Source organism: Thiocystis minor (genome assembly GCF_016653465.1).
Taxonomy (GTDB): domain Bacteria; phylum Pseudomonadota; class Gammaproteobacteria; order Chromatiales; family Chromatiaceae; genus Chromatium; species Chromatium minus.
In genome coordinates, this window is sequence record NZ_NHSQ01000118.1 from 1 (window position 1) to 16,506 (window position 16,506).

General features: G+C 58.1%; 22 protein-coding genes. 10 read left to right on the top strand and 12 right to left on the bottom strand.

The genetic code is table 11. From position 1 onward, the window contains the following. Positions 1–224: IS4/Tn5 family transposase DNA-binding protein (locus CCR95_RS16560; RefSeq protein ID WP_201096259.1), on the bottom strand; the 224-nt coding region annotated here is incomplete at its 3' end. Positions 225–344: 120 nt separating this feature from the next. Between CCR95_RS16560 and CCR95_RS16565 the strand changes: the two genes are divergently transcribed. Then, positions 345–1,577, top strand: a complete 1,233-nt coding sequence (locus tag CCR95_RS16565) for a glycosyltransferase family 4 protein (protein ID WP_242523294.1) — start codon at positions 345–347, stop codon at positions 1,575–1,577. Here the strand turns inward: CCR95_RS16565 and CCR95_RS16570 are convergent. From CCR95_RS16570 to CCR95_RS16580, 3 genes are read right to left on the bottom strand one after another with little or no spacing between them, the layout of a single operon-like run. After that, positions 1,555–2,673 (bottom strand): GNAT family N-acetyltransferase, encoded by a 1,119-nt coding sequence (locus CCR95_RS16570; protein ID WP_201096260.1) that lies wholly within the window; start codon positions 2,671–2,673, stop codon positions 1,555–1,557. The two genes, CCR95_RS16565 and CCR95_RS16570, sit on opposite strands and share 23 nt — an antisense overlap. A 25-nt stretch (positions 2,674–2,698) precedes the next feature. Next, complete coding sequence (locus CCR95_RS16575; RefSeq protein WP_201096262.1) at positions 2,699–3,190, bottom strand: methyltransferase family protein; 492 nt, start codon at positions 3,188–3,190, stop codon at positions 2,699–2,701. Between the two features lie 55 nt (positions 3,191–3,245). Beyond that, positions 3,246–3,407, bottom strand: coding sequence for a hypothetical protein (locus CCR95_RS16580; RefSeq protein ID WP_201096306.1), 162 nt, complete (start codon positions 3,405–3,407; stop codon positions 3,246–3,248). Between the two features lie 304 nt (positions 3,408–3,711). Between CCR95_RS16580 and ybgC the strand changes: the two genes are divergently transcribed. The 9 genes from ybgC (at position 3,712) to CCR95_RS16625 (ending at position 10,513) form a co-directional block, all read left to right on the top strand. Then, positions 3,712–4,173, top strand: a complete 462-nt coding sequence (gene ybgC, locus CCR95_RS16585) for a tol-pal system-associated acyl-CoA thioesterase (RefSeq protein WP_201096264.1) — start codon at positions 3,712–3,714, stop codon at positions 4,171–4,173. Positions 4,174–4,180: 7 nt separating this feature from the next. Further along, positions 4,181–4,855 carry a protein TolQ gene (gene tolQ / locus CCR95_RS16590; RefSeq protein WP_201096268.1) on the top strand — a complete coding sequence of 225 codons (675 nt, stop codon included), beginning with the start codon at positions 4,181–4,183 and terminating at the stop codon, positions 4,853–4,855. A gap of 21 nt (positions 4,856–4,876) precedes the next feature. Next, positions 4,877–5,320 (top strand): protein TolR, encoded by a 444-nt coding sequence (tolR, locus tag CCR95_RS16595; RefSeq protein ID WP_201096269.1) that lies wholly within the window; start codon positions 4,877–4,879, stop codon positions 5,318–5,320. A 2-nt stretch (positions 5,321–5,322) separates the two neighbouring features. Then, a complete protein-coding gene (tolA, locus tag CCR95_RS16600; protein WP_201096271.1) occupies positions 5,323–6,597 on the top strand; it encodes a cell envelope integrity protein TolA in 1,275 nt (424 codons plus the stop codon). 15 nt (positions 6,598–6,612) lie between these two features. Next, complete coding sequence (tolB, locus tag CCR95_RS16605; RefSeq protein ID WP_201096272.1) at positions 6,613–7,923, top strand: Tol-Pal system beta propeller repeat protein TolB; 1,311 nt, start codon at positions 6,613–6,615, stop codon at positions 7,921–7,923. A gap of 220 nt (positions 7,924–8,143) precedes the next feature. Next, on the top strand, positions 8,144–8,692 hold the full coding sequence (locus CCR95_RS16610) for a peptidoglycan-associated lipoprotein (RefSeq protein WP_201096274.1): 549 nt from the start codon (positions 8,144–8,146) through the stop codon (positions 8,690–8,692). 12 nt (positions 8,693–8,704) lie between these two features. Further along, complete coding sequence (ybgF, locus tag CCR95_RS16615) at positions 8,705–9,568, top strand: tol-pal system protein YbgF (RefSeq protein ID WP_201096276.1); 864 nt, start codon at positions 8,705–8,707, stop codon at positions 9,566–9,568. Positions 9,569–9,572: 4 nt separating this feature from the next. Next, positions 9,573–9,710 carry an antitoxin MazE-like protein gene (locus CCR95_RS16620; RefSeq protein ID WP_201096278.1) on the top strand — a complete coding sequence of 46 codons (138 nt, stop codon included), beginning with the start codon at positions 9,573–9,575 and terminating at the stop codon, positions 9,708–9,710. Positions 9,711–9,793: 83 nt separating this feature from the next. Further along, on the top strand, positions 9,794–10,513 hold the full coding sequence (locus tag CCR95_RS16625; protein ID WP_201096281.1) for a type 1 glutamine amidotransferase: 720 nt from the start codon (positions 9,794–9,796) through the stop codon (positions 10,511–10,513). A gap of 364 nt (positions 10,514–10,877) precedes the next feature. On the opposite strand, the gene CCR95_RS16630 is transcribed toward CCR95_RS16625, so the two are convergent. From CCR95_RS16630 to CCR95_RS16665, 8 genes are all read right to left on the bottom strand, one after another. Next, the gene (locus CCR95_RS16630; RefSeq protein ID WP_201096284.1) at positions 10,878–11,507 is read right to left on the bottom strand and encodes a V-type ATP synthase subunit D; all 630 of its coding nucleotides are present in this window, start codon (positions 11,505–11,507) and stop codon (positions 10,878–10,880) included. Positions 11,508–11,585: 78 nt separating this feature from the next. After that, positions 11,586–11,864: a YkgJ family cysteine cluster protein gene (locus CCR95_RS16635; protein ID WP_201096285.1), complete on the bottom strand. Its 279-nt coding sequence runs from the start codon at positions 11,862–11,864 to the stop codon at positions 11,586–11,588. A gap of 34 nt (positions 11,865–11,898) precedes the next feature. After that, positions 11,899–12,366, bottom strand: a complete 468-nt coding sequence (locus CCR95_RS16640) for a DUF29 domain-containing protein (RefSeq protein WP_201096287.1) — start codon at positions 12,364–12,366, stop codon at positions 11,899–11,901. A 67-nt stretch (positions 12,367–12,433) separates the two neighbouring features. Continuing rightward, on the bottom strand, positions 12,434–13,813 hold the full coding sequence (locus CCR95_RS16645) for a V-type ATP synthase subunit B (RefSeq protein ID WP_201096289.1): 1,380 nt from the start codon (positions 13,811–13,813) through the stop codon (positions 12,434–12,436). A 128-nt stretch (positions 13,814–13,941) separates the two neighbouring features. Further along, complete coding sequence (locus tag CCR95_RS16650) at positions 13,942–14,199, bottom strand: DUF2442 domain-containing protein (protein ID WP_201096291.1); 258 nt, start codon at positions 14,197–14,199, stop codon at positions 13,942–13,944. Beyond that, complete coding sequence (locus CCR95_RS16655) at positions 14,171–14,410, bottom strand: DUF4160 domain-containing protein (protein ID WP_201096294.1); 240 nt, start codon at positions 14,408–14,410, stop codon at positions 14,171–14,173. The genes CCR95_RS16650 and CCR95_RS16655 overlap by 29 nt, the downstream gene beginning before the upstream one ends. Positions 14,411–14,518: 108 nt before the next feature. After that, entirely contained in the window at positions 14,519–15,721 is a 1,203-nt protein-coding gene (locus CCR95_RS16660; protein WP_201096295.1) for a toll/interleukin-1 receptor domain-containing protein, read from the bottom strand. Positions 15,722–16,062: 341 nt separating this feature from the next. Further along, positions 16,063–16,506, bottom strand: a 444-nt coding sequence (locus tag CCR95_RS16665; protein ID WP_207188656.1) for a hypothetical protein, incomplete at its 5' end; no start/stop codon positions are given.

The window sequence follows — 16,506 nt, forward strand, 5'->3', positions numbered from 1 at the left end:
CGTTCGCGCGTGCATTGGCGATGCGGTTCCAGGATATCCATCCACTCGAACGTCTCCTGGGACAGAAAGCGATACGCCGCCTGGGTCTCCGCCCAACCATGACACGCGCCCGGAATGCTCGCCGTGGGTCGCTCGGCCAGACGCTCCACCAATTGAACCACCCGCCGATCGCGGCGCGCGTCGCCCAGAGCGATCCCGCGAAATTCGTCTTCTGCCCAGCCCATGCGATCCCCAATGAACGTGAATGCTCAAACCTATTTTACCCGCACACGGGGAGTTGTGTGTAATGGGATGCGTTAGAGTATACTGCCGACGAAATCGACAAGCCGTTTTCCAGATTGAGCATGAATGAAGTCATATTGTGGGATAATACATTTAAATTTAAGACTAACCGTTTTGAGCCTCGGTTTATATTTAAAAACGATCAATCATGTCCTAGCGACGAGGTGCGTATGCAAAGGTCCATCTGTTTCGTGGGTATGGATAACTATCCAGTGCTGAACCCAGAATTCGGTCAGCGCTATTTTGGTGGCGAATCCGTACAGCAGACGTTGCTGGCGTATGCCTTCAGGGATCTTGGGCTGGATGTGAGCATGGTCGTCCTGGATTATGGTCAACCTGACGGGGAAGTCATCGATGGCATTCGAGTCTGGAAATCCTATCGAGAACATAGCGGCATACCGATTATCAGATTTCTTCACCCAAAGGCAACATCCATCATCGCGGCTTTGCGAAAGGCGAAGAGCGACATCTACTACCAGTCCTGCTCTGGCGCCTTGACCGGTTTGGTGTCATGGTATTGCAGAAGAAACGATCGCTCATTCATATATCGAGTCGCCAGCGATGCGGACTGCATTCCAGAACTTCCCTTGATTCACTATGGCAGAGATCGCGCTTTATATCGATATGGATTGAAGGGAGCGGATTTCGTGGCTGCGCAAAGTCACCATCAGGCATCGCTGCTCATGGACTCGTTCAATCGGTCGAGCGGGCTGGTCAATATGGCTGTCGAGATTCCGCATTTCTCTGATGATCGACAGATCGATATCGATGTCCTGTGGGTTAACAATTTTCGTCCCCTTAAACGCCCACAGCAAGTACTGCAACTCGCAAAGCGTCTGACGCAGCACCGTTTCGTGATGGTCGGCGGGCCGGTTCCCGGAAATGAAGATTTTTATCGGGAGATCGCGACTCAGGCGCGCGAGATTCCGAACCTCGAAATGGTCGGCGCGGTTCCCTACAAGTCAGTGACAGAGTACTTCCTGCGGTCTCGCATTCTGATCAATACCTCCGAGATCGAAGGTTTTCCTAACTCGATCCTCCAGGCTTGGGCATCTCGGCTTCCAGTGATTTCATATTTCGATCCAGATGGCTTGAATCAACGGCTCGATCTCGGTTCCTGCCCCAAGAATTTTGAGGAAATGGTGTTGGCGATCGAAAAATACCTGGAGGACACCGCTCTCCACCATGAAACCGGGACTCGCGCGCGGCATTTTGTGACAGAAAATTATTCGCCAGAAGCCGTTGCGAGATGTTATCTGGATCAGATCCGGGTTACTGGTTCCTGCCCTTCCTGATCCGTTTCACGATCTTCTGCGCGCCTCTCTCAAGCGTGTTAATCCATTTGGATAATCCAGTATTATCGGCAATCTCGATCCAGCGGAGCAGGTTGAAATCAGTGGAAAGGCTTCGCTTGTATTGTGCATCGCCAGCAAGGAAATCATAGCGATTGTTGGATTGGTTGACGTTGTATTCTACTGCCTCCCAATGCGTGATGAGGCCGGGTTTTGCGGCTGTATCCTGATCGTAGCGAAAGCCGCACTGATAAAAGTAAACATGCTTATTCATCACGAAATTATAGAGAATGCCAACTGTTTTTTCCGCGCATGTCACTTTTAAGAGCTGAATTTCTCCAGTGGAAAATCGACGCTTGATGAGTTCACGGTGAAAGCCCCTGAAATAGGCCGAGTCAAAGGCGCTGTCCTGCTGTCGCTCTGACCAGTTTTTCGTATTGAGCTGGATCAGTTCATCATAAAACGCGATGGCATCGGTGATGCTTTCGGCTTTTTCTGTCCTGATTGAGCCAGCTTGTTCATAGTAGCGTCTTGCCTTTCGCAATTGATAACGGTTGTTGCTTTTCAACTGAGTAAGATAACCGCCTTCCGCTTGCCGGACTTTCTCCAGGTCGACGAAATACGAAGGCTCTTCTCGCAGGAGCGCTACGGAATACCCGGCAACTTCGTTCGTTAGCGCACAGCCTGGAAAACGTTTGACATCGAGGCCGGGCAACGTGAACGAGTGCCATTCGAGGCGGATCGCCGAGAGCAATTCCAGGAGGTCGGTTGCGACATCATCGCGATGCAGGATGGAATTGTATTCGATGCAGAGTCGGTCAAGTTCCGATTGGCCTGTCGCGTTCAACGTGATCGACCGTACCGGAAAAATGGTTCGGCGACGCCAGCGTGGTCCTCCGATAAAAAATGCGATGCTCGCCTGCTCGTTTCTGTACGCGACGAGCAAGGTTAATGGCGTGTCTTTCGGTATTGTATCCAGCCAGGTTTCAATCCATCCCCAGGATAGAAAATAGGAATGGCAATCTGGTTGAAACAGTTCTGACCAGATCGACCGAATTTGATCGCGATCGGTGTTTGGAGAGTAGTGCTTCAATTCCATGGCATGGCTCACCGAAAATGTTGGCTTAATAAAGCCAAGGGATAAATTTCCTGACTCGCCGCGCATAGTCCGCATATTCGGGGTGACGTTCCGTGAGCCAGCCTTCTTCCTTTCTTGCCTTGTAATCGAAAAAGAAAAAGCCGACGACCAGAATCAACAGATGCGTGAGGCTCAGGCTGTAGAGCGTCCAGCCCAGTGCGGCAAAGAGTTGGCTAGCGTACAGCGGATGTCGCACCCAATTGTAGACGCCATGCTGAACCAACTGACTGTGGTCGACCGGATAGGGTAGGGGAGTAAGATAATCCCGGATGTGGACCGAGCCCAGACCGCCGAGCAGTAGCGCGAAGAGTCCCAGCAGGACGAGTGCGGTCCCGCGCGCAATGGCCAGGGTGTCGAGCAGGGCCGGCGTCGCGAGTGGATTCCAGGCAGGCATCATCACAAAGACGAAGAAGAGCACGAATTGGAGCACGACGAGATATTCGCCGCGTTTGCCCTGGAGAAAAGAGAGACGTGACATGGTGGTTTCCTGAATGCGTGGAAGCGGGATGTTTGGACAAGCTTGTGCGGACCACCTAAATCATCTTCGCCACTTTCATCAGGACGCCAATAATGACGGTGGTCTGCAGGACGCCCGCGCCGATGACCCAACGGGTTAATTCCGCCTTCGCTTCGGCAATGCGGACTTCCAGTCTCAATTCCGATTCGCGAAGCGTGTCGAGGACGATCGTGCTCATGGTGTTTTCTCTCTGTGTGATGCCGCGTGTCCGCGAAACACGCGCTGGGTGAGACGTCGCTGCCAGGAGCGTGAGCAATGTCTTTAGCGTACCTGTATTCTGACCGCTCCGTCATCACCCATAGGACCGCTTCTGGAAGCGCCGACTTGTAGTCGAACAACGTCTTCCTGCATGCCAGTCGACAACATGTCGACTACCCCAGGAGCCAACTACAAGTCGGCGCTCCCAGGGACAAGATGCCTGAACCAGCCGTTTCCGCTAAACTCAACAACTTTTGAGCGAGCCAATCCGCTTTATCGACAAGATGCCGACATCCCGCGACGATCCCAAGGCAACCTTCGATTGGCCCGTGCGTATCTATTACGAGGATACGGACGCGGCCGGCGTGGTCTTTTATGCCAATTATCTGCGTTTCCTGGAGCGGGGCCGCACCGAGTGGCTGCGCGCACTGGGCTATGAGCAGGATGCGCTGCGCCGGGACGAGGGCATTCTGTTCACGGTGCGGCGGGTGGAACTCGACTATCGGACGCCGGCGCTGTTCAATGATCTGCTGACGGTGCGCTCCGCCCTCGCGCACATCGGCGGCGCCAGTCTGACCTTCGCGCAGGAGATCCTTCGCGACGCGGATGGCGCACTCTGTTGCCGGGGAACCGTGAACGTCGCCTGTATCGATGCCGGCACCTTGCGCCCCCGCCGTCTGCCGGCCGCGCTCGTGTCCGGAATTTTAGCTGGAACCGGCCGCCCGTCGCCGGCCTCCACGGAGTAACCACGTCATGACCACCGATCTGTCGCTGCTGAATCTGATCCTGCATGCCAGCCTCGTCGTCCAGTTGGTGCTGCTGGTCCTGCTGGCGGCGTCCGTCATCTCCTGGACCATGATCCTGGATCGCGGCCGCATCCTCGCGAAGGCCCGCAAAACGGCACTGGCCTTCGAGGAGCGGTTCTGGTCCGGCGGCGATCTCAGCGCGCTCTATCAGGAACTGGGTCAGGACGAGAAGGGCAACCGGGGGCTGGCCGCCATTTTTCGCGCCGGATTCAAGGAATACGTGCGCATGCGCAAGGTCGAGGGCAACGACATGATGGCGATCCTGCAAGGGGCCGAACGCTCCATGCGCGTTGCCTTGAGCCGTGAGATGGATCGGCTGGAAACCAATCTCGCCTTTTTGGCCACGGTCGGTTCCACCAGCCCCTATATCGGTCTGTTCGGCACCGTCTGGGGCATCATGCAGGCGTTTCACGCGCTCGGCAACGTCGAACAGGCGACCCTGGCGCTGGTCGCGCCCGGTATCTCCGAGGCGCTGGTCGCCACCGCCATCGGTTTGTTCGCGGCCATTCCGGCGGTCGTCGCCTATAACCGCTATGCCAATCAGGTCGAGCGGCTCAACAACCGTTACGAGGAATTCATGGAAGAATTCGCGACCCTGCTCCAGCGTCAGGGGCGGGGCTGAGGTGCGGGGAGCCTCGACGCCATGATCAAGCACAAGCGCAGTCGCAACCGCCGCCGGCTCATGGCCGAGATCAATGTCGTGCCCTACATCGACGTGATGCTGGTGCTGCTGGTGATCTTCATGGTCACCGCGCCCCTGATCACCATGGGGGTCAAGGTCAATCTGCCCCAGGAAAAGACCGGCGGACTCGCCAGCCCGACCATCGAATCGGTGGTCATCACCGTGGATGAGTTCGGCGACTATTACATCGATGTCGGCAAGGATAAGCATCAGCCGGCGAGCGATCAGATTCTCTATGATCGGGTGCGCGTCGTGCTCGACTACAAACCGGAGACGCCGGTTCTGGTGCGGGCGGATCATCGCGTGGATTATGGTCGGGTGGTGCGGGTCATGGCGATCGCACAGAAGGCGGGCGCGCCGGAGGTGGGGTTGATCACCGTGCCGCCGGAGCGTCGCGAGCCTTAGTCATGTGGCAGATCCTGCGGCGCAATCCTCGGGCCTTGTACTGGTCGCTGGGGCTGCATCTGCTCTTCGGGCTGCTGTTTTTCGTCAGTGCCCAGTTCACGCGGCCCACGGTCGATGCCGGCAGCCGATCCAAGGTCGTCCTGGCCAGCATCGTGTCAGATCGCGCGCTCGAATCCATGGTGGCCGATATCCAGCCCAGCGATGCCAAGCGCGCGGCCGATTCGGCATTGACGGAGGAGGCGCGCGCGGGCGAAGCGGAGGCGGCGCGTCAGGCCGAGGCGCAACGCGCGGAGGCGTCCGAGACCGTCCGGCAGGCGGAACGCGCGGCCGAGCGTCAGGCCGAGGAACAGGCCCGACGCGAAGCGGAAGAGAACGCCCTGCGCGCGGCCGAACAGGCCGCGCAACGTCAGGCGGAATTGGAGGCGCAACGTCAGGCGCGCGAAGCCGAGCAACGCGAGGCCCAGCGTCAGGCGGAGTTAGATGCGCAACGTCAGGCCCAGGAGACCGCGCGCCGTCAGGCGGCGCGGGACGCCGAGCGTCGGGCGGAAGCGGCCCGGCAAGAAGCCATCGAGGCGCGCCGCGTGGCCGAGGCGGAAGCCAGACGCCAAGCCGAGGCGCTTGCGCGCCGGCAGGCCGAAGAGGAGCGTCTCGCCGAGGAGGCCCACGCGCGTGCCCAAGAGGAACAGCGTCTCGCCGAGGAGGCGGCGCGCGAAATGGCGTCCGAACGGGAGCGTCTTCGGGAGGCCGCCGAATTGGCGCGTCGTCAGGCCGAACGCGAACGAGAGCGCCGGGCCGCAGAGGCTGCGCGCCAAGAGCGGATTGCCTGGGAGGCCGCGCGCATGGCCGAGCAAGAGGAGCGCCGGCTCGCCGAGGAGATCGCCCAGCAGGCGCGCGCCAATGCCGATGCCGAACGAAGCGCGCGCCAGGAGACGGCCGAGGAGTCGCAGCGCACGCGCGAGGAAGACCTGCTGTCCGCGCTGGCCTCCGAGCAACTCGCGCGTGAGGCCGACCGCTACGTTCCGGTGATCCGCGACCGGGTCCGTCAGTTCTGGACCCGCCCGCCCGCGACGGATCGCGATCTGGTCACGGTCGTCTCGGCACGCCTGATTCCCGGCGGCGACGTGATGCCGAACAGCGTGCGTGTGATCAAGAGCAGCGGCAACACGTCATTCGATCAATCCGTGATCGCCGCGATCTATAACGCCTCGCCGTTACCCGTGCCCTCCGGTCCGCCGTTTGAACGCTTCCGGGAGTTCGATCTCACCTTTTCGCCTTAACAGGGACATCTCATCATGAGCAGATATCAGCGCTTGCCGCTCATCGTTCTCGCCTTCGTCCTGAGTCTGACCGGGGCTAGCGTCGGTCTGGCCGCGCCCCGGCTCAACATCGAAATCACCGGCGGCGTCGAGGCCGCGCAGCCCATCGCCATCGTCCCCTTCGGCGTCTCCGAGGGCCTGATTCCGCCGGTCGACATCGCCGCCGTCATCAGCGCCGATCTGGCCCGCACCGGCAAATTCAAGCCGATGCCGACGCGCGACATGCTCGACATGCCGACCACCCGCGAGGCGGTGGATCTGCGTGACTGGAGTCTGCTCGGGATGAACAGTCTGGTCATCGGGCAGATCGAGCCCGAGGGTACCGGTTTTCGCGTCAGCATCAGCCTCTACGATGTCTTGCGCGGCAACGAATTGGCCAGCACCACGCTCGTTGGCAGCAAGACCGGGCTGCGTCACACCGCGCATCTCATCGCCGATCTCATCTACGAGAAGCTGACCCGCCAGCCGGGCGTGGCCGCGACCCGCATCGCCTATGTCACCTCCAGCGGGAGCGTCGACAATCAGACCGTGACCCTGCGGATTGCGGACGCGGACGGCGATAGCCCCCAGACCATCGTCTCTTCCGCCGAGCCCATTCTGTCGCCGGCCTGGTCGCCGGATGGCCAGCGCATTGCCTATGTGTCGTTCGAGAACCGGCGCGCCGCCATCTATGTGCAGGATCTGAACAGCGGCCGGCGCGATCTGGTCGCCAGCTATCCCGGCATCAACGGTTCGCCGGCTTTCTCGCCGGAGGGGCAGCGACTCGCCATGACGCTCTCGAAAGACGGTAACTCGGAGATTTACGTGCTGAATCTCCTGAGCCGGGAACTCATCCGACTCACCGACCATTTCGCGATCGACACCGAACCCGCCTGGTCGCCGGATGGCCGTCATCTGATCTTCACCAGCAACCGGGGCGGCAGTCCGCAGATCTATCGTATGCCCGCCACGGGCGGCGCCGCCGAACGGATCAGCATCGATGGCGATTACAATGCACGCGCCTCCTATTCGCCGGATGGCCGTTCGGTCGCGATGGTGACGCGGATCAATGGGGACTTTCGCATCGGGGTGCTGGATACCGAACGCGGCATGACCCGACTGCTCAGCAACGGCACGCTGGACGAATCGCCGAGTTTCGCGCCGAACGGCAGCATGGTGATCTATGCGACGATTCATGGCGGCCGCGGGGTGCTGGCCGCCGCGTCCGTGGAAGGCGGCGGCAATCAGCGACTCTCCCAGGACTCGGGTCAGGTTCGCGAGCCGGCTTGGTCACCCTTCATCCGCTAAGGCGATTTCCGAAAAATTGCATACCAAAAATCTGGCTGTCTAGTGATCCGCCTGAAGCCATTCGTGGTTCGAGTGCCTCACCACGAACGGCTTCTGCCTCACCACGAACGGCTTCAGGCTCCGAGGCTGCAAATTTTCCGTTCGTCCTGAGGCACTCGAAGGACGAACGGAAAATCGGTAAAGTCTGTTCCGGAAATCACCTAAAGGATCACGCGGCATCATGACACGCTCTCCGCACCACGTTTTCTCCTGGATCGCGCTCCCGTGCGCTGGTCTGACCGCCATTCTGACCCTTGGTGGCTGCTCGACGCCTCCCCAACGGACAGTCTCAGACGCCTCCGCGGCGGCCCAGATCACCGCGCCCGTCGTGCCGGAAGTCGCCAGGACCGTTGAACCCACCCGACCTACCTATGCCGGTCCCTGGGAAGACCCATCCAATCCGCTGTATCGCCGAACCATCTATTTCGACTATGACGCGGTCGACATCAAACCAGAGTTCATTCCCCTGATGCGCACCCACGCGACCTATCTAGGCACCAACGCGGGTCGCCGCGTGACGCTGGAGGGCCACACCGACGAACACGGCACCCGCGAATACAACCTGTCGCTTGGCGATCAGCGTGCCGATGCCGTGCGTCGATTCCTGCTCGCCGAGGGCGTTCCGCCGGACCGGATGTCCACCCTGAGCTATGGCGAGGAGCGCCCCGCCGATCCGGGGCACGGCGAACCGTCCTGGCGCGCCAATCGTCGCGTCATCATTCAATATTGAGGAAACCCGACCGTGAAACACCACTCGATTCTGCCGTTTCTCGCTGGCGCCTGTCTCGTGGCATTCCAGTCCGGTGCCTTCGCCGCAGAGCCCTCGCTACTCGAAGGGCGCGTGGGGCGTCTAGAGCGGATCCTGGAAAATCAAAGCGGTTCGGAGCTACTGCTGCAAGTGCAGCGCCTGCAAATGGAGATGCAGGAACTGCGCGGCATGCTCGAAACGCAACGCTTCGAGATCGACAAACTCCAGCGTCAGCAGCGCGACCAGTATCTCGACATCGACTCCCGACTGAACGCGGGTCGCGCCGATCCGCAAGGGGTGACACCGGGAGGCGGCGGCCAGCAACCGACACTGCCCGAGGGTGTGATCGACGCCAGCGGCGGCGACCTGCAACCGCCGGTCGAAACTGTCGCGCCCGCGCCCGATCCCGCGTCGCAAATCACCGCCGGACCTGTCGGCATTCCCTCGCTGCCGCAACCCGAGACCTTCGGCGGGAGCGAACGGGATGCCTACAGCACGGCCTTTTCATTGTTGAAAGACCGCAAATACGACGAGGCCAAGGACGCCTTCAACGACCTGCTGCGTCGCTATCCGCAGGGCGAGTTCACGGACAATGGCCGGTACTGGCTTGGCGAGACCTATTATGTCCAGCGGAACTATCCCGCCGCCCTGGCTGAATTCGATCGGCTGGTACAACTCAATCCGACCAGTCCCAAAGCGCCGGCGGCCATGCTCAAGATCGGCTATATCCAATACGATCAGCAAGCCTATGATCAGGCGAAGGTCTCGCTGGAACAGGTCGTCACACGCTATCCCAACAGCACCGAGGCGCGTCTTGCGAAGAGTCGGCTGGAGCGGATCGGGCAGGGGACGCCTTAAGGCGATGTCCGGATTGACAGCGTCGATTCTGCTGGACTGTCGCCGTCAATCGTGGCTCGCCGCCAAGGCAGACCTGGCCGACGCGGATCTGCTGGATGTCATGGATGACGCCTTGGCCGACGTGGAAAGCTGGACGGCGTAAAACGGGGCGATTCCAAACAATTAAGGCGGGTCTTGATCGCCAGTCCGACCCATTCAGTGAACACGGGAGAGGAAAATTCACCGATGCGCATTCACGCTCTCACGCACGTTCCCTTCGAAGGTCCGGCCGGCATTGCCGATTGGGCGAAAGCGCGAGGCCACGCGTTGACGCTAACGCCGGCGTATGCGGGGAAGGCTCTGCCCGATCCAACCGGGTTCGATTGGCTGGTCGTCATGGGCGGTCCGATGGGCGTCCAGGATGACATCGATTATCCCTGGCTTGTCGACGAAAAACGCTTGATCGGCGAGACCATCGCCATCGGCAAAACCGTTGTCGGCGTCTGTCTTGGCGCTCAGTTGATTGCCGCCGTGCTGGGTGCGCGGGTCTATCGCAACCCGGAGAAGGAGATCGGCTGGTTCCCCATCGAATTCACCGACGCGGGACAGGCATCGTCAATCGTCGGTTTTCTGCCGCCCCGGATTCAGGTGTTTCACTGGCATGGCGACACCTTCGAACTGCCGCCTGGAGCCGTCCATCTCGCCCGTAGCGACGTCTGCGAGCAACAGGTTTTTCTCTACGACGGGCGCGTGCTCGGACTGCAATGTCATCTGGAATCCACGCCCCGAAGCGTCGCTGACATCGTCGCGAATTGCGCCGACGAGCTTCAGCCCGCGGCCTCTGTGCAAAGCGCGCAACGTCTGCTCTCGGCAGACGCGGACGATTACGCGCTGATCAATGGGGCGCTGTTTGGGATGCTGGACCGGCTGGTCGATGCGAACCTTGGCTCTCGTTCAATGGGCTGAACGGGCCATGTTCGAGAATCGCACCGCTCATGCGGGTGTGGATTAACCCCCTGCGATGATTGTGCGTGCTCTCTCCTCTTGATTTGGAAACATATCCGCGGGAACTTTCGCCTTACCAAGCGCCTTGAAGACCATGTATCTGCCGCAGGTCGCATACTCGTTATGGCAGTAACGCTTTTTATACGAGGCGGCCATGGCAGGCATATTCGCCATCTTGTCATTGAAGAAAGGACATCCGCTCAAGCATTCGCAATCGGCCATTGGTTCTCTCGCATCTTTGTGGATTGCTACATCCGGCGTCGATGCCGGGGCCAGAGTCTGGTGGATAGGCTTCTGGACGGCCTCTCGACCTCAACTCAGAACCTTAGGCAGCCGCCTCCGCCCGCTGCCGCAACAGCTTCACCTGAAACAGCGTGTTGCGCTCCTCCTCCTCTAGCGACGACTGAATGAAATGGATCGTCCGTCGGTAGAGCGGGATGATATTGTATTTGAGCGCATTGACCCGCTTTTGCGCCTTGCGCTGTTCTTCCAGCAATCGATGCAGCGCAATCTCGACCTCGGCGAGACGCGCGAGCAGCACGGCGGCATTGGCCAGATGGTCGCGGGTGGAGTCGAAACTGACGTCGGTTCCCAAGAGGCCGACCGGCTTCAAGGGAACACGCTCGCTGGTCACCGCCGGATATTCCACGCCCAGCGCGCGGCGGGGCAGGATGTCTACCTTCAGGGCCGGTTCGGCGCCCAGTGCCGCCTGATGTATCCCGCGGCTGCCCATGCGCAGATGGGTGATGGAGAGACAGCGATAGGCCGCGGCAAGCGCCTGTTCGGCGGTCTCGCGGAGCTGGCGGTATTCGCCGATGCGCTCATAGACCAGACGGGTGAGCAGCTCGCGCTTGCGTTCCAGCAGGTCATGGCCTTCTTCCAGAAATTTCACCTGCTTTTTCAGCTTGAGCAGGGTGTTTTTGGTCGGTGGAACCTTGATCAGTTGTTGGGCCATGCGTGGTCTCGATGCGATAGGTGCTGCGATTGAAGGAGGGTAGGGACAGGATTGTTCGACATTGACAGGATTTCAGTGCTACTCGGCTATTCCGCGTTCAATCCGGCAGTCAGGCCCGCCCATCTCGAATTCGCGACACACTAGCGGTCGCCATGCATAGATACGGCACCGCAGACTGTCGCGGTCCAGCGCCGCGCACCAGCCGTCGTCCAGTCGATCCATGACCGTGCCACCCCAGGCGTCCCGTCTGGTGAAGCATTGCGGGACGCCGGTCTCGGTTAGGCACAAAACCTCCAAGCGGCAGCAGGCCGCATCGCAGGTTTCGCAGGTGATTCCGTGGTCAGGTTCCCGAGGCATGGCGATCGATTGGCGAATTGGGCGCGGACGCAGTTCAATCCGGCCAGAAATCGAAGTTCAACAGATCTTCCAGACGGTAGGGGCAGTCGTCGGGAAAGGTCGATTCAGGCAGGTTGGTCTCGTTTGCGGCGTTGAAACGAGCATTCGGGTATTTACTGACGACAAGAGGGGCGAGTTGGTTGCGCAAACTTGGACTTTCTTCCAACAGATCCTGAATTGAACTCCGTGCATTCTGGATCGATCCACGCCAACTGCTGCTGCAGTGGCTCGACTGGAACTGCCACTTGAGCAGGTGTGACACCAGTACGCTGATGTGGCTAGCAAGGGCACGCCGCTCGCTCCGTCCCATATCCTCCAATTCCTCGGCGATCCTGTCGAGATCTGCCTCCGAGACGCGCCCAGTGCGCAACAGGTTCGCATTTTCGATCAGCCAGAGATAATAATCGCTCTCATAAAAAGCGACGACCGCTGGCGTAACGACTGTTTTGAATGCAAGCGCCATGGCGTCAACCCTCGCGCCGACAATGAAGATGGCGAAATGATAGCCGTTTTTTCGGCAACCAGCCGCGCTAATCGCTCCCCTGATAATGCTTGGCCAGATCCGTCTCCTTCAACCGGGTCAGCGTGTCCCTCGGGAAGCTGCTCATCAGCTCCCAGGCCAGATTCAGCGTGGCCTCGATCGAACGGTCCTCGGACTCGCCCTGACCGACGAAGCGCTGGTCGAAGGCGTCGGCGAAGCTCAGATAGCGACGGTCGCGCTCGGAGAGTTCATCCGCGCCGATGATGGAGGCGAGGTTGCGCGTCTCCTGCGCACGGGCATAGAGCGCATAAAGCTGGGCGGCGACCCGCGGGTGATCCTCGCGGGTGTCGTCCTTGCCGATGCCGTCCTTCATCAAGCGGGACAGACTCGGCGAGATATGCACCGGCGGATAGATCCCCTGATTGTGCAGTTCGCGCGACAGCACGATCTGACCCTCGGTGATATAGCCGGTCAGGTCCGGGATCGGGTGCGTGATGTCGTCCGATGGCATCGACACCACCGGCATCATGGTGATCGAGCCATGCCGCTCGTGGATGCGTCCGCAGCGTTCGTAGAGTTCGGCTAGGTCCGAATAGAGATAGCCCGGATAGCCCTTGCGCGCCGGCACGTCGCCCTTGGCGGTCGCGACCTCGCGCAGCGCCTCGGCATAGTTGGTCATGTCGGTCAGCACCACCAGCACATGACGATCCAGGTCATAGGCCAGATATTCGGCGGCGGTCAGCGCGGTGCGGGGCAGGGTGAGCCGTTCCACCGGCGGATCGTCGGCCAGATTGACGAACATCACCACGTTGCGCAGCACGCCCGAGTTGGCGAATTCGTCGCGGAAGAATTTGGCGTCCGCGTAGGACACGCCCATGGCGGCGAAGACGATCGAGAAACTGCTGTCCTGATCCTTCAGCTTGGCCTGACGCACGATCTGGGCGGCGAGCCGGTTATGCGGCAGACCGGAACCCGAGAAGATCGGCAGCTTCTGACCGCGCACCAGACTGTTCAGCCCGTCAATGGTCGAGATGCCGGTCTGGATGAATTCGCGCGGATAGGTGCGCGCGGCCGGATTGATGGCCGACCCGCTGACCGGACGGCGCAGACTCGACAGCACCGGCGGGCGCCCGTCGCGGGGCACGCCGAGTCCGTTGAACTCGCGCCCGAGGATTTCGGGGGAGAGCGCGATCTCGATCGGTTCATCCAGGAAGCGAATCCAGGTGTTTTCCAGATCCAGATCGTCGGTGCCCTCGAAGATCAGGATCAGCACCTCGTTATCCGCCGCGCGGATGACCTGACCGTTGCGGATCTGACCGCTGTGATCCTCGACCTGAACCCGGTCGCCGAACGCCACGGCGGGGGTGTTCTTGACCACCAGCAGTCCGCCACGGGCTTCGACTGCGGTGCGATATTCTTTGATGCTCATAAGTGTCGTCGTTTAGTGGTCAATGGTTTTATCTGGCTCTACGCCTGGGCGTGGGAGCAGGTTTTAACGTTTCAGCGTGTCGTCGGCATTCGGGTCGTTTCCGGGATCGCCGATGGCCGGAACGAGGATCAAGGCCGGCGCGCAATCAGTGGAAACTGTTCCGGGTGGCGTATCGAGTCCACATGTAAGTCGATGTCCAACTCAGGCCAAAACAGATGGCGAGATTGAGGACGCTCCACATGAAAGATCTGTTCAACAGGAGCTGCGCGAAACCAGGGGAATTCTGAAAAAGGCACAAATAATTCCTCCTCTTGATCGAGAAGAAGCGAAAAACCCTGCCGGGAAATCGTCGAAACTTCAACCTGGGAAATGCTTGCGCCAAGCATCGCGTCTCTCCTGTTCATGTGATCGCGCCAAACCTTCTGCCTCACGCAACTCCTTCGCGGATAGACCAATGTTTTGGGCTAATTCAAGACTAGGTTCAAGCCAGAATTTTGCCTCGCCATCGGCGTGATAGACATGAACGTGCATTCTCGATTCCTCCCGAGAGAAGAAATAGAAGCGAAAGCCTCGTTCACGAAAAATGGTTGGGCTCATCTTGCCTCAACTATTTAGCTCCGCGCTTAGGCGCAATGGGAGGAGGGCCGTAGGATGCGGCGACGTGAGGAACCGCATCCTACGGCCCTCTTTTTGTGAGAGCGGTTATTACTCGACTGGCCTCACAATGCTTGCGCCCGGAGGAAGACGTATCTTTGCCATTACATCAATGTCCAGCAGGCACTTGATCTGGAGTTGCCCTGGAGGTAAGCCCCAGGAATTGGAAAGTAACTGTCGTAACTTCGAGAGCGTGAAGTTTTGAAGAGACAATCTCCAGAGGTGAGGATCTAAGTTTTCGTCGTCGGAATTTGTCGTTAGAAGATCTCGGTCGTTCACCTTCAGGGTCCTCAGCGTAGAAGGGTCAGCCTTGCTTATTGAGAGATCAACTTCGACAATCGCAGGGTCGATGCTTGGCATAAAAAGAATGCTCTTACGATACGGTTCGAGCGCGCGGCGAATAAATGCGATGGAAGCGGCAAATTTAGTGACAGTTTGAAGCGCCAGCAGCTTTGAAAGACAGCGGTTCTTCAGTTCCCGCCCACGGAACTCACCGGCAGAATTAAAATACACCTCAAAGAACATGCCGTTGAGGAGGTCAAGTGCGCGGTCTTCAGGAATTGCTGCAAGCTCTCTGCGCAGGTCGTCCAAGACTGCTGCCGCTTTACGCTCATTGCCGCAGGCGGTTTGGTAAAGATTCCTTCCGAGGATAAATGCTTCATCGGTGCTGATCTTTGACCAATCTAGTCCAAGCAGCCTATTTATAGCGGGATTCTGAACGCTCCACGTATATATCCTGAGATCGCGGACGATTTCGCTTACCGGTTGACCGTTCGAAAGAGGGTAGTCAACGTCAGCTTTTACAACATCTGAGTAAGAGATTTTCTGAGATCGTGTAACGCCTGATTTTTCTAGCTTCTGAATTATTAGAGAAGCTAGTTCCTCAGGGGTTTTGTTCTTAAGTGATACATATCCCGTAGTTCTCAACAAGCCGGGCACTTCGACTGATTCATCAAAAAACGCAGGAAGTATGTACTCTCTACTTTCAGAAAAAGCGCGGGCTTGGGCGCTCTCGCGCTCGTGATTTGTCCACAGTTTCTTTTTGTACGCTTCCGAGATAAATATTACAGTGAATAGAGCCTTATTCTGATACACGTCAGATAAGTGCGTGTAGAGATTCTTTCCCCACAGATCGGCCTCCTCAAAATTGTCATAGAAAACGTCCACTTCCTCAGACCGCAGCAGGTTCGCGACGCGCTCCACGTAGTCGCGATCCTCGCCGGCAAAAGAAAATGCGACGTGATACTTGGTCATCGTATGCTCCTTGATCGCTCTAACGAAGAGGTAAGCGGCCCCGCTGGCACGACGTAACAGAATAAGCGCCGCGCCGTCCGCGGAGTCCGCTCTTTAACTACTAGCGTTTTGCCAGATGTTAAGTAATTGAAAATAATGGGCTTTCAAATCCTTAGATCCAGCGGAAAATAGCCCATAATTTGGTTTTACGTCAAAGTCGCGCATCTAAGACCACTGAAAATTAAGCAAATAACTGATTTTTATAACAAAATTATTCGGTGCAGCTCTACTTGTTAGGCTAATGCTTGATTGTAAGATTTGAGCCAGATGGTTTCACTTAATAGGTTAAACAAAAAATACTACTATTCATGGTGAAGAAATTCCCAAAACCTCTGTAATTCTAAAGTACGATCAGCTTTGTGGTAGGGAGTCTTATCTGTTGCTTTCTTTTTTCTCTCTAGAAATTCCCGTTGCAGTTCTTCTGGAAGAAAAAACAACTCCTCAAAGAAACCTTTACGTGGCAGCCTTTTGTTATTTTTAAGAATATAATAAGCTTTATGATAACGAATTAAAGTAAAAATCACATCAAAATCCCATTGAGAATATGGATTGCTTCTAAAAAAAGGCATTTGACTATTATGCAGCTTCCTAACAATAGGTTTAAGGTTCAAAAATTCTTGGTAGAGTAGAGAGCAGGCATCCCGTGTCCGTAGATCCGGCCTATCTGTTGCCGCCCCTTTCGTTTGGCGGTGCCTCACGAGCCGAATCGTAGTCACAGGATACCAGCCCTCCCTCATCAAACCGTG